This window comes from Streptomyces sp. NBC_00459 (assembly GCF_036013955.1).
In the GTDB taxonomy this organism is placed as follows: domain Bacteria; phylum Actinomycetota; class Actinomycetes; order Streptomycetales; family Streptomycetaceae; genus Streptomyces.
Window position 1 is genome coordinate 3,080,450 of the sequence record NZ_CP107903.1, and the last position, 12,828, is coordinate 3,093,277.

10 protein-coding genes are annotated in these 12,828 nt (G+C 70.1%); 6 read left to right on the top strand and 4 right to left on the bottom strand.

Translation table 11 applies throughout. The features are described 5' to 3' along the window. Positions 1-19 precede the first annotated feature (19 nt). From OHN74_RS13450 to leuA, 3 genes are all read right to left on the bottom strand, one after another. Positions 20-2,107 carry an MMPL family transporter gene (locus OHN74_RS13450; protein WP_327694808.1) on the bottom strand — a complete coding sequence of 696 codons (2,088 nt, stop codon included), beginning with the start codon at positions 2,105-2,107 and terminating at the stop codon, positions 20-22. 287 nt (positions 2,108-2,394) lie between these two features. Further along, positions 2,395-3,111, bottom strand: a complete 717-nt coding sequence (locus OHN74_RS13455) for a tellurite resistance TerB family protein (RefSeq protein WP_327694809.1) — start codon at positions 3,109-3,111, stop codon at positions 2,395-2,397. 220 nt (positions 3,112-3,331) lie between these two features. After that, entirely contained in the window at positions 3,332-5,062 is a 1,731-nt protein-coding gene (leuA, locus tag OHN74_RS13460) for a 2-isopropylmalate synthase (RefSeq protein WP_327694810.1), read from the bottom strand. A gap of 381 nt (positions 5,063-5,443) precedes the next feature. On the opposite strand from leuA, the gene OHN74_RS13465 reads away from it, so the two are divergent. The 4 genes from OHN74_RS13465 to OHN74_RS13480 all read left to right on the top strand — a co-directional run bounded on the left by OHN74_RS13465 (position 5,444) and on the right by OHN74_RS13480 (position 9,537). After that, entirely contained in the window at positions 5,444-6,526 is a 1,083-nt protein-coding gene (locus OHN74_RS13465; RefSeq protein WP_327694811.1) for a M4 family metallopeptidase, read from the top strand. Between the two features lie 77 nt (positions 6,527-6,603). Next, on the top strand, positions 6,604-6,870 hold the full coding sequence (locus OHN74_RS13470) for a protealysin inhibitor emfourin (protein ID WP_327694812.1): 267 nt from the start codon (positions 6,604-6,606) through the stop codon (positions 6,868-6,870). Positions 6,871-6,949: 79 nt separating this feature from the next. Continuing rightward, positions 6,950-8,278, top strand: a complete 1,329-nt coding sequence (locus OHN74_RS13475; protein ID WP_443060390.1) for a GH1 family beta-glucosidase — start codon at positions 6,950-6,952, stop codon at positions 8,276-8,278. Between the two features lie 2 nt (positions 8,279-8,280). Next, complete coding sequence (locus OHN74_RS13480) at positions 8,281-9,537, top strand: MFS transporter (protein WP_327694814.1); 1,257 nt, start codon at positions 8,281-8,283, stop codon at positions 9,535-9,537. A gap of 373 nt (positions 9,538-9,910) precedes the next feature. On the opposite strand, the gene era is transcribed toward OHN74_RS13480, so the two are convergent. Next, positions 9,911-10,894, bottom strand: coding sequence for a GTPase Era (gene era / locus OHN74_RS13485; protein WP_327694815.1), 984 nt, complete (start codon positions 10,892-10,894; stop codon positions 9,911-9,913). Positions 10,895-11,165: 271 nt separating this feature from the next. On the opposite strand from era, the gene OHN74_RS13490 reads away from it, so the two are divergent. Both OHN74_RS13490 and OHN74_RS13495 read left to right on the top strand, forming a co-directional pair. Further along, positions 11,166-12,485, top strand: a complete 1,320-nt coding sequence (locus OHN74_RS13490; RefSeq protein WP_327700109.1) for an ammonium transporter — start codon at positions 11,166-11,168, stop codon at positions 12,483-12,485. Continuing rightward, positions 12,482-12,820, top strand: coding sequence for a P-II family nitrogen regulator (locus tag OHN74_RS13495; protein WP_327694816.1), 339 nt, complete (start codon positions 12,482-12,484; stop codon positions 12,818-12,820). Before OHN74_RS13490 ends, OHN74_RS13495 begins: the two co-directional genes overlap by 4 nt. The last annotated feature ends 8 nt before the right edge of the window (positions 12,821-12,828 follow it).

The following is a 12,828-nucleotide window of genomic DNA, read 5'->3' on the forward strand; positions in this document are numbered from 1 at the left end:
CTCGCTCGTACGACGGATGTCATACGGGTTCCGGCTGCCGTTCCCGTCGTACGGCGTCCGGGTCCGGGCTGCGGGACAGCGCGCCCGGCCACCACACCCGCCGGCCCAGCGCCACACTCGCGCTCGTCACCAGGTACGTCCGGACGAGGAACGTGTCCAGGAGCACCCCGACCGCGATGACGAAGCCCAGTTCGACGAGTTGGACCAGGCCCATGTTCGTCAGCACCGCGAAGGTCGCGGCGAGGACCAGTCCGGCGGAGGCGATGACCCCACCGGTCGTCCGCAGCGCGGTCAGCGCGGCGGCCACCGGGTCCGCGCCCCGCAGCGCCTCCTCGCGCATCCGGTGCATGAGGAAGATGCCGTAGTCGACGCCCAGTGCGACCAGGAAGACGAAGGACAGCAGCCCGAGCCCGGGATCGGTGCCCTCGAAGCCGAACAGCGGGCCGAACACCAGTCCGCCGATGCCGAGTGTGGCCCCCCACACCGCGACCACGGCGACCACCAGCATCAGCGGCGCGACGAGCGAGCGCAGCAGCGCGACGAGGATCAGCAGCACTGAGACGAGCACGATCGGTACGACGACCCATACGTCCCGTGCGTTGGTGTCGACGAGGTCGATCTGCTGGGCGCTCGGTCCGCCGACGTACGAGCCCGGCAGCTCGTCCCTCAGCTCCTTGATGGTCGTCGTCTCGGTGGCCGACTGGGGCGCGCCCGTGGCGAAGACGGTGATCTCGGTCCAGCCCTCGCCCGTACGTCCCTTCTGCGCGTCGCTGATCCCGTCGGTGGCCCGGATCGTGGTGAGCGTCCGGTCCGCCTGTCCGGCCGGGGTGATGACGCTGATGGGCTGGGTGCCATGGTCGGGGTAGGCCTTCGCGAGGGTCTGCATCGCGGCGACGGCCTCCGGTTTGTCGACGAAGGCGTCCTCCTGCTTGACCGGTCCGGGCAGGTTCAGCACGCCCAGGGCGAGCGCGCCGAGCAGGACGGCCCCGCTCGCGAGGACCACCAGGGGCCGGCGTCCGGCGGAGCTGCCCATCGCGGCGAACAGCGACAGCCTGCGCACCTTGGGCGTGCTGCCGTACGCGGGCACGAGCGGCCAGAACACCCGGCGGCCCAGCAGCACCAGGATCGCGGGGAGCAGGGTAAGCATGGCGACCAGTGCGCACAGCACGCCCACCGTGCCCAACGGACCCATGCTGCGGCTGGAGTTGAGGTCGGCGGCGAGCAGGCACAGCACCCCGGCGGCGACCGTGCCGGAGGAGGCGAGGACGGCGGGCCCACAGCCGCGCAGGGCGGCGACCATGGCGTCGTACGGCCGCTCGATCCGCCGCAGTTCCTCGCGGTAGCGGGAGACGAGGAGGAGGGCGTAGTCCGTGCCGGCGCCGAAGACGAGGATGGTCATGATCCCCGAGCTCTGGCCCGAAACCGTCGTGCCGAAGGCATGGTTGAGGACGTAGGCGACGCCCATCGACAGGAAGTCGGCGATGCCCGCGACGACGAGCGGCACCAGCCACAGCACCGGGCTGCGGTAGATGAGGATCAGCAGGACGGCGACCACGGCGACGGTGGTGTAGAGCAGCGGTCCGCCGAGCGAGTCGTAGACCTCGGCGGCGTCGGTGGCCAGCGCCCCCGGACCGCCGACCTCGACGTTCAACCCGCCATCGCTGTGGGCGACTTCGCGTACGTCGTTGACCAGCGCGTCCCGCTTGTCCTCGTCCGTGCCGGGCTCGTTGCTGCTCACCGGGTACATGAGGGTGGTTCCGTCGGCGGAGGGTACGCCCTGCGGGGTGGCCGTCAGGGCGTGTTCGCCTGCGATCCGGTCGACCTGTCCGGCGGCCGTCGCCCTGTCGGCGGCGGTGAGTCCGCCGTCACGGTGGTAGACGAGGACCAGCTGGGTGGTCTCGCCGCCGGGCAACTGGTCCTGGATCCTGGCGACCTGGGTCGAGTCGGCGTTCGCGGGCAGATAGTCGGTGATCCGGTCGTGCTGCACCTCGGAGAGTTTCGCCGCGAACGGGCCCACGATCGCGAGCACTCCGATCCACAGCCCGAGCACGAGCCAGGGCACGGCCCGCCTGCGCCGCGCGCCCGTCACTGTCCTTGCGGCCCTCATGGACCCCTTGGCCCCCATGTCGAGGCCCTCCCCTCGTCCGGACATCCGGATGGATGACGCTCACCAGAATTCCGTCGCGCGGAGGCGGATTCGTCGCGCGGGAGGGCGAGTTCGGCAGTACTGCCAGGGGTGACCCGGGGGCCGTGTTACTCCCCGGGGAGTACGCGCGGAACCGGAAGGCCCAAGGAAAAGCGCCCAAGGGAAGGGGAACAAGGGAAGGGGCTCAAGAACGGAGCAGAAGCCCCGGGAAAGACCCGGAGAAGGCCCGAGATGGGCCCAGGAGAGGCCTAGGACGGCGTACGCGCCGCCGCAGCCAGCAGCCGTGTCACATCGTCCCCGCAGATCGTCAGCGCCGCGCCGACCGTCGCCAGGACGTCGCGTTCCTCCGGTGTGTACGGGCCGTCGGCCAGGGCGATGCGGGCGCCCTGGAGGAGAATCGATTCGCGGCCGGGGGCGGCCAGATGGGGCGCCAGGGGGTCCAGGGCCTCGTGGAGCTCTATGGCGAGGCCGGGGCCGCACGGGGGGCCGAAGAGGCGGCCCGTGTCGGCGGCCAGGGCGTCCACAAGAGCGGCGAGCTGGTCCTCCGTACAGTCGTCGAAGCCGGCCGCGCGGACGCCGGTCACCGCTGTCTCCAGGGCGAGGCGGGCGTGGGTGCCGCCGGCGGCGAGGACCGCGAGGGCGACCGTGTGGACCGCGTCGCGGAGCATCGCGGAGAAGCGGGTCGTGGTGGGGTGGTCGAGGACGTCCGTGCCGAAGTGGCTCTGGCAGGCCGCGCATTCGACGACGGGGCCGGTCTCGCCGCGCGGCAGAATCGGTACGCCGAGAAAGGTGAAGCGGCGACGGCCCGTCAGGCGCTGGTAGTTGCGGTCCCCGCCGCAACCGGGGCAGAAGAACTCGCCGTCACCGACACCGGCCCAGACCGTACGGGAGCCCAGGACGCGTGCTGTCCGGCCTCCGCGCACGACTCGGCCGCCCCGGCCGTTTCGTCGCTGTCCTGGGAGCAAGTCGCACCTCCGGTAACTACCCCCAACTGCCTGCAGGGCGCGGGAGGTACCCCCACCGGCAACACCGCCGCGCTGGCGTGATGTTAGCCACATTGTTGATGTGTAGTCAGTACCCAGGACCAGACCTGCCCATGACCGACCCTTGGTTTGGCCGGTAAACGACGGCCGCCCCGCCCGCCACGAAGGGCGGACGGGGCGTGAAACCAACCGGTCGGGTGAGTCAGCGACCCGCGCGGTTGACGGCGGAGACGACCGCCTTCAGCGAGGCGCGGGTCGTGTTGGCGTCGATGCCGATGCCCCACAGGACCTTGTCGCCGATGGCGACCTCGATGTAGGAGGCGGCCTGCGCGGAGGCTCCCTCGCTCATCGTGTGCTCGGTGTAGTCCAGGAGCCGGGCGTCGATGTCCAGACCCTGCAGGGCGTGGAAGAACGCGGAGATCGGGCCGTTGCCCGTGCCCACCAGGGTGGTCTCGACACCGTCGACCTCGGCTTCGACGGTGAGGGTGTCCACGCCGTCCTTGTCGGTGGTCGACTGACCGGTCTTGACCTGGATACGGCCCCAGGGGTTCTCGGGGTTCGGCAGGTACTCGTCCCGGAAGATCGTCCAGATGTCCTTCGGCGTGACCTCGCCGCCCTCGGCGTCCGTCTTCGCCTGGATCAGCTTCGAGAACTCGATCTGCATCCGGCGCGGCAGGTCCAGCTTGTGGTCGTTCTTCAGGACGTACGCGATACCGCCCTTGCCGGACTGGGAGTTGACCCGGATCACGGCCTCGTAGGACCGGCCGACGTCCTTCGGGTCGATCGGCAGGTACGGGACCGCCCACTCGATGTCGTCCACGGTGACGCCCTTGGCGGCGGCGTCGGCCTCCATGGCGTCGAAGCCCTTCTTGATGGCGTCCTGGTGGGAGCCGGAGAAGGACGTGTAGACCAGGTCGCCCACGTACGGGTGGCGCGGGTGGACCTCCATCTGGTTGCAGTACTCCCACGTACGACGGATCTCGTCGATGTCGGAGAAGTCGATCTGCGGGTCGACGCCCTGCGAGAACAGGTTCATGCCCAGGGTGACCAGGTCGACGTTGCCGGTGCGCTCGCCCTGGCCGAACAGACAGCCCTCGACGCGGTCGGCGCCGGCCATCAGGGCCAGTTCGGCGGCGGCGACGGCCGTACCGCGGTCGTTGTGGGGGTGGATGGAGAGGACGACGTGCTCGCGACGGGTCAGGTTGCGGCCCATCCACTCGAAGCGGTCCGCGTGCGTCGACGGGGTCGAACGCTCCACCGTGGCCGGCAGGTTGAGGATGATCTCGCGGCCCGGGCCGGGCTGCCAGACGTCCATGACCGCCTCGCAGACCTCCAGTGCGAAGTCCAGCTCGGTGTCGGTGAAGATCTCGGGGCTGTACTGGTAACCGAACTCCGTCTCGGGGCCCAGCAGCTTCTCGGCGTACTCCATGACCAGCCGTGTGCCGTCGACGGCGATCTGCTTGATCTGGTCCTTGGAACCGCGGAAGACGACCCGGCGGAAGACGGGGGCGGTCGCGTTGTACAGGTGGACCGTGGCGCGCTTGGCGCCCTTCAGGGACTCGACGGTCCGCTCGATCAGGTCCTCGCGGGCCTGGGTCAGTACGGAGATGGTGACGTCGTCCGGGATCGCGCCCGGTTCTTCGACGATCGACCGTACGAAGTCGAAGTCCGTCTGCCCGGAGGCCGGGAAACCGACCTCGATCTCCTTGTAGCCCATCTTCACCAGCAGGTCGAACATCGCGCGCTTGCGGGCCGGTGACATGGGGTCGATCAGGGACTGGTTGCCGTCGCGCAGGTCGGTGGAGAGCCAGCGGGGGGCGACGGTGATCCGGTTTCCGGGCCAGGTGCGGTCGGCGATGTCGACCTGCTCGTACCGGCCGTACTTGTGGATCGGCATGGAGGTGGGCTGCTGGCGATTGGCGCTGTGGGCCATGATGCGTGGGCTCCTCGTGGTGTCCTGAAGGACGGCCGACGGCGCAACGCCAGACTCCGCGGGGAGGGGGTCGGCCTCTACTTACAGGCCCTCGCCGCGGCAGCTAAGGAGGAGCAGCCCGAAACGCATGATGCTCCGCACTGTAGCCGAGCCGCGCCGGACGCGCGGGCCTGTATCACTATGCGGGACCCTCAGTATGCGGGAGCCGGGGAACGAAAGGTGCAAAAAGTGCGCCATCCCACTCGGCCTCGCCGCGATGTCACTCGCCGCTACCCGGCACATACCACTCTGTCACCGAACGATGGGCTCCTTGTCCGGGTATTTCACCAATCATGGTTGCGGGTAGTGACAGCCGCATGACTCGGTGCAAGGGTGCCGGGCATGACGACACACGGGGGCTCTGAGCCCGTCTTCTGCACGATCGTCCCACCGCACATCCTCAACACGCTCGCCCGTCACGAGGACCCGGCCGTCTCCGGCCCCGCACTGCACACGCTGCTGCTCGACGCCCAGAAACGGACCGAGCGCCGCCTCACCGCCGAGTTCGGCCTGGCCGCCGCCCCGGCCCTGAAGGCACCCTCCGACCAGCCGCTGCGCACGATCTACGACGCCGAGCACCGCACGACGCTGCCCGGCACAAAGGTGCGCGCCGAGGGCTCCGAGCCCGGCCAGGACGCCACCGTCAACCGCGCCTACGCCGGCCTCGGCGCCACCTTCGACCTCTATCTCAAGGCCTACCAGCGCCACTCGATCGACGGCGACGGCCTGCCCCTCGACGCGACCGTCCACTACGACGAGGGCTACAACAACGCCTTCTGGGACGGCAATCAGATGGTGTTCGGCGACGGCGACGGCGAGATCTTCGTCGACTTCACCAACTCCATCGACGTCATCGGCCACGAGCTCACCCACGGCGTCACCCAGCACACCGCGAACCTCACGTACTACGGCCAGCCCGGCGCCCTCAACGAGTCGATGTCGGACGTCTTCGGCTCGCTCATCAAGCAGTACTCGCTCGGCCAGACCGCCGCCGAGGCCGACTGGCTGATCGGCGCGGGCCTGCTCGCCCCGAGCGTCACCGGCACGGCCCTGCGCTCCATGAAGGAACCGGGCACCGCGTACGACGACGACGTGCTCGGCAAGGACCCGCAGCCCGCGACCATGGACGGCTATGTCCGCACCGGCCGCGACAACGGCGGCGTCCACATCAACAGCGGCATCCCCAACCACGCGTTCTACATCGTCGCCACCACACTCGGCGGCAACGCGTGGGAGCGGGCCGGACAGATCTGGTACGACGTACTGACCGGCGGCGATCTGAAGGAGGACGCGTTCTTCGACGACTTCGCCCAGCTGACCGTCGCCACCGCGAGCGAGCGCTACGGCGACGGCGAGGAGCTCCAGGCCGTGCTGAAGGCGTGGGAGCGGGTCGGAGTGCCCATCGTTCCCCGGGCCCGCCTGTAGCCGCCCGCCGCCCGTGCGGGCCGCACCGGCACTCGCGCCGGTCGTACTGGAGCCGTTCTCGTACTAGACAGGGACCCATGCGTATTCAGGTACGACGTACGGGCGGATTCGCGGGCATCGAGCGGTGCGCCGAGGTGGACACCTCGGGGCGGCCCGACGCCCCCGCGTGGCACGCCCTCGCCGATCAGGCGGTCGCGGCCGGCGGGGGCACCCCGCCGACCGGGGTGCCGGACGGATTCAGCTACGAGATCACGGTGGACGGCAAGACGGTGTACTGCGCCGATCCCCGGCTCACCGAAGAGCAACGGAAGCTGATCTCAAGGGTGTTGAAAGAAGGGGCATAACGGGTGTCGCGGGTGCCGACGGACCGGGTGTGACCGCATCGTCACCCAGGCCCGTTGACACCCGTTACCCCCGGTACCGATGATCCGGCGCATGGCGACCAACCCGATACCCCAGTTCCCGGACGGCTTCCTGTGGGGCGTGTCCACCTCGGCGCACCAGATCGAGGGCGCGGCGGACCAGCGCGAACAGTCCGTATGGGACCTCTTCACGGCCGAGCCCGGACGAGTGAAGGACGGCTCGACGGCGGCTGTGGCCTGCGACCACTTCCACCGCTACCCCGAGGACGTGGCCCTGCTGGCCGGCCTCGGCGTGGACGCGTACCGCTTCTCGATCTCCTGGCCGCGGGTGAACTCCCCCGGCGGCCTGGACTTCTACGACCGGCTGGTGGACGAGCTGTGCGCGGCGGGCGTACGTCCCGTCCCGACCCTCTTCCACTGGGACCTGCCGGTGAGCCTGGACTGGCTGGAGCGGGACACGGCGGCCAGGTTCGCCGACTACGTGTCCGTCGTCGCCAAGCGGCTCGGCGACCGCGTGAACAAGTGGATCACGCTCAACGAGCCCGCCGAACACACCCTGTTCGGCCACGCGTTGGGCGCGCACGCACCCGGCAAGCAGCTGATGTTCGACGCGCTCCCGGCAGCCCACCACCAACTCCTCGGCCATGGCCTGGCCGTACGGGCCCTGCGCGCCGCCGGTGCCACGGACATCGGGATCGCCAACTCGCACGGGCCGACCTGGCCCGCGTCGCAGGAACAGGAGGACCTGGAGGCGGCCGGGTTCTACGACCTCCTCCTCAACCGGCTGTTCGCCGACCCGATCCTCCTGGGCGAATACCCCGACGGCCTGGGCGAGTTGATGCCGGGCGACGTGGAGGCCGACCTGAAGGTGATCGGCGAGCCGCTCGACTTCTACGGCGTCAACTACTACGCCCCGACGAAGGTGGGCGCGCCGCAGGGCGCCGACATCGAGTTCGGCGGGCTGACGATCCCGGCCGAACTCCCCTTCTCCGTGCAGGAGATCGAGGACGTCCCGGTGACGGACTTCGGCTGGCCGGTCGTACCCGAGGGCCTCACGGAGCTGCTCACCACCTTCCGGGACCGTTACGGCGACCGGCTGCCGCCGGTCGTCATCACCGAGAACGGCTGCTCGTACGAGGGGCTCGACGACCAGGAGCGGATCGCCTACCTGGACGGCCATGTCCGGGCGCTGCACCGGGCGGTGGAGGCCGGTGTGGATGTGCGCGGCTACTTCGTGTGGTCGCTGCTGGACAACTTCGAGTGGGCGGAGGGGTATGCGCGGCGGTTCGGGCTCGTCCACGTGGACTTCGACGACCCCTCCACGCTGAAGCGGACGCCCAAGGCCTCGTACGGCTGGTTCAGGGACCTTCTCCGAGCGCAGAGAGACTGACGATGACTGATGTGTCCCGCTCGGTGGGTGCGCTCGCCGAGCCTGTCGAGCGGGTCGGGCGAGGGTGGACCGCCTCGCTCTCGCTCGCCAACGGGGCGATCTGGGTGGGCTGGTTCGGGCCGCTGCAGATCCTTCTCGCCTCCCAGGCCGAGGACTTCGCGCCCGGCACCGGGATGTCGAAGGAGACCCTGCTGGCGTGGGTGGCGGGTGCGGGCGCCCTGGTGTCGCTGGCGGCGAACCCGTTCTTCGGCGCGCTGTCGGACCGTACGACGTCGCGGTGGGGTCGCCGTACGCCGTGGATCGTGGCCGGCGCGGCGGGCGGTGCGCTGTCGTTGCTGCTGCTGGCGGGGGCCGGCGGGCTGTGGACGATGGTGGCGGGGTGGTGCCTGGTCCAACTGACGTTGAACGCGGCCTTCGCCGCCGTCACGGCCGCCGTCCCCGACCGAGTCCCCAGGCTTCAACGGGGCTCCGTGGGCGGCTGGTTGGGCGTCGCACAGATCCTCGGCGTGGTCGGCGGGACGGGCCTGGCGACGGCGGCGGGCGGGGTCGGCGCGGGCTATGCGGCGTGCGCGGCGTTCACGCTGCTGGGTGTGCTGCCGTACGTCCTGCGGCACAAGGATCTGCGGCTCGCGGCCGAGGACCGGCCGGTGTGGGCCTGGCGGACCTTCCTGGCCGGGTTCTGGCTGAGCCCGCGCCGCCATCCGGACCTGGGCTGGGCGTGGCTGACCCGTTTCCTGATCAACCTGAGCAACGCGCTGGTGCTGCTGTACCTCCTGTACTACCTGCGCGACCGCCTCGACCACTCCGACCCCGAGCAGGGCGTGCTGATCCTGACGGCGGTGAACGGCGTGACGCTGATGGCCACGGTGGTCGTCGGCGGGGTCTGGTCGGACCGGGTGGGCCGCCGCAAGCCGTTCGTGCTCTGGTCGGGCGTGCTGATGGCGGTGGCGACGGCGATGCTGGCCGGCTGGCAGACCTGGCCCGGGGCGATCGTCGCGTCGGCGGTCCTCGGTATCGGCTTCGGCGTCTTCACCTCGGTCGACTTCGCCCTGATGACGGACGTGCTGCCGAAGGCACTCGACCGGGGCAAGGACCTGGGCGTGATCAACGTGGCCAACGCCCTGCCCCAGGTGATGGCACCGGCCCTCGCGGCGCCGATCGTGACGTATCTGGGCGGGTACCGGGTGCTGTATCTGGTGTCCGCGGTGATCGGGCTGGTGGGGGCGGTGCTGGTGGGACGGATTCGGGGGGTGGACTGACGCGGCTGGGGTGGTCCTACTGCCGGCCGGCCGGCTTGAGCACGGATACGGCGACCTCGGTGACGGAGTCCGTACCTGTATCGACGGTGAAGTCGTCGACCGCGGCCCGGCTGAGGACTCCGTCCGGTTCACCGGACCGGTTCGGATGCCACCGCAGTGCTTCGGACCTGCTGTCGTGGCGGTGGGCGAGCGCGCGAGCATCCCGCAGGCCGGCTGCGCGCGTCTCGGCGCCGTACGCCGAGCAGCGCGGGCCCCGAGTCGTCGGTGCCGGCTTCGCGAACGCCGGATGGGCTGGAAATGCCGGCCGGCACCGGGCATTTCGAGGGCGCCCGGCAAGCGGGCTGGAAACGGGTGGGTGGTTGGGAAAACCCCGTCAGAACCCCAGCTTCCGCAGCTGACGAGGATCCCGCTGCCAGTCCTTCGCGACCTTCACATGGAGGTCCAGGAAGACCGGCGTGCCCAGCAGCGCCTCGATCTGCTTGCGGCTCTTGATGCCGACGTCCTTCAGTCGCTTGCCCTTCGGGCCGATGATGATGCCCTTCTGGCTGGGCCGCTCGATGTAGACGAACGCGTGGATGTCGAGGAGCGGCTTGTCGGCGGGGCGGTCCTCGCGGGGGATCATCTCCTCGACCACGACCGCGATCGAGTGGGGGAGCTCGTCGCGTACGCCTTCCAGCGCGGCCTCCCGGATCAGCTCCGCGATCATGACCTGCTCCGGCTCGTCCGTGAGGTCGCCCTCCGGGTAGAGCGCCGGGCCCTCGGGCAGCAGCGGGACGAGCAGGTCGGCCAGCAGGTCCACCTGCTGGTCGGCGACCGCGGAGACCGGCACGATCTCGGCCCATTCGAACCCGAGCTCACGGCCGAGCTGGTCGATCGCGATGAGCTGCTCGGCCAGCGCCCTGCCCTCGACCAGGTCGGTCTTCGTCACGATCGCGATCTTCGGCGTCTTCTTGATCGCCGCCAGTTCCTTCGCGATGAAACGGTCGCCGGGGCCCAGCTTCTCGTTCGCCGGGAGGCAGAAGCCGATGACGTCGACCTCGGCCCACGTCGTCCGCACCACGTCGTTCAGGCGTTCGCCCAGCAGCGTGCGCGGCTTGTGCAGCCCAGGGGTGTCGACCAGGATCAGCTGCGCGTCCGGCCGGTGCACGATGCCCCGTACGGTGTGCCGCGTCGTCTGCGGCTGGTCCGCGGTGATCGCCACCTTCTGGCCGACCAGAGCGTTCGTGAGGGTGGACTTGCCCGCGTTGGGGCGGCCCACGAAGCAGGCGAAGCCGGCGCGGTGCGCGGCCGATCCCTCCGACGGAACGGTCGGCTCGGTCGGCTCGGATGACGGGGTACGAACACTCATGGCGCCCATTGTCCCTGATCCATGGGGACCCCTCGCACGCCGAGCCCCCACCAGGGCTCTCCGGCGCCCCTTCGACAAGGCATCGATGAGGCATCGACATGCCACCGACAAGCCTTCGAGAGCCCTTCACCGGACCTCCGTGAGCTTCCGGAAACTCCCCCGCAACACGAAACGCGCCGGAAACACCACCGTACGAAATGCGTAACGCACACCGGTGACCCTCTGACGAGCCCCCGCCCCCGTTGGAGAGACCGGAGACGCTGTGCCCACCGAGACCACCGTGAACCTGGCCGCTGCCCGGATCGACACCGGCGACACCGCCTGGCTGCTCGCCGCCACCGCCCTCGTACTCCTCATGACCCCTGGCCTGGCCCTCTTCTACGGCGGCATGGTCCGTACGAAGAGCGTGCTCAACATGCTGATGATGAGTTTCGTGTCGATCGCCCTGGTCACTGTGGTGTGGCTGGCCGCCGGCTACTCCCTCGCCTTCGGGGAGGACATCGGCGGCGGCCTGATCGGGGGACTCGACCACGCCGGAATGGCGGGACTCGGCCCGGACAGTGTCCAGGGCACCGTCCCCACCCTCCTCTTCGCCACCTTCCAGCTCACCTTCGCGATCATCACCGCCGCCCTGGTCAGCGGCGCGGTCGCCGACCGGGCGAAGTTCGGGGCCTGGCTGGTCTTCGTGCCCGTGTGGGCGGTGCTCGTATACGTTCCCGTCGCCCACTGGGTGTGGGGCCCGGGCGGCTGGATTCTCGAGCACCTCGGCGCCCTCGACTTCGCGGGCGGCCTGCCCGTCGAGATCACCTCCGGCGCCTCCGGACTCGCCCTGTGCCTGGTCCTCGGCCCGCGCCTCGGGTTCCGGAAGGAGGCCATGCGGCCGCACAACCTGCCGATGGTGATGCTGGGCGCCGGTCTGCTCTGGTTCGGCTGGTTCGGGTTCAACGCCGGGTCCGCGCTCGGCGCCAACGGGCTGGCCGCCGCCGCCTTCCTCAACACCCTCGCCGCCGGCTGCACCGGCCTCCTCGGCTGGCTCTTCGTCGAGCAGCGCCGCGACGGTCACCCCACGACGCTGGGCGCGGCCTCCGGCGCGGTCGCCGGTCTGGTGGCCATCACGCCGTCCTGCGGGTCGGTCTCGCTCCTCGGCGCGCTGGTCGTGGGGCTCGCCGCCGGTGTCGTCTGCTCGTACGCCGTCGGGTGGAAGTTCAGGTTCGGATACGACGACTCGCTCGACGTCGTCGGCGTCCACCTGGTCGGCGGAGTGATCGGCACCCTGCTGATCGGCGTCTTCGCCGCCGAGTCGATGACCGGCGGGGCCGAGGGGCTGCTGTACGGGGGCGGGCTCGGTCAGCTCGGCAGGCAGGCGGTCGCCGTGGTGGCCGTGGGCGCCTACGCCTTCGCCGTGACGTACGGCATCGGGAAGGTGATCGACCGGATCATGGGGTTCCGGGCGAGCGAGGACGAGGAGCACACCGGTCTCGACCTTACGGTGCACGCCGAGACGGCATACGATCACGGCGTCCTGGGCCACGGGGCCCCGGTCTCGTCCGCCGCACACTCTTCCCACTCCTCCGCGCAGAAGGTCAAGAGCCAGGCATGAAGCTCATCACCGCGATCGTCAAGCCGTACCGCCTCGACGAGGTCAAGACCGCGCTCCAGGAAATCGGCGTGCACGGTCTGACCGTGACCGAGGCCAGCGGGTACGGGCGCCAGCGCGGCCACACCGAGGTGTACCGCGGCGCCGAGTACCAGGTCGACCTCGTCCCCAAGGTCCGTATCGAGGTCGTCGTCGACGACGCGGACGCCGAGACCGCCATCGAGGCGATCGTCAAGGCCGCGCGGACGGGGAAGATCGGGGACGGGAAGGTGTGGGCGCTGCCCGTCGAGACAGTCGTACGGGTGCGGACGGGCGAACGCGGCCCGGACGCGCTCTGAGGTGGGAG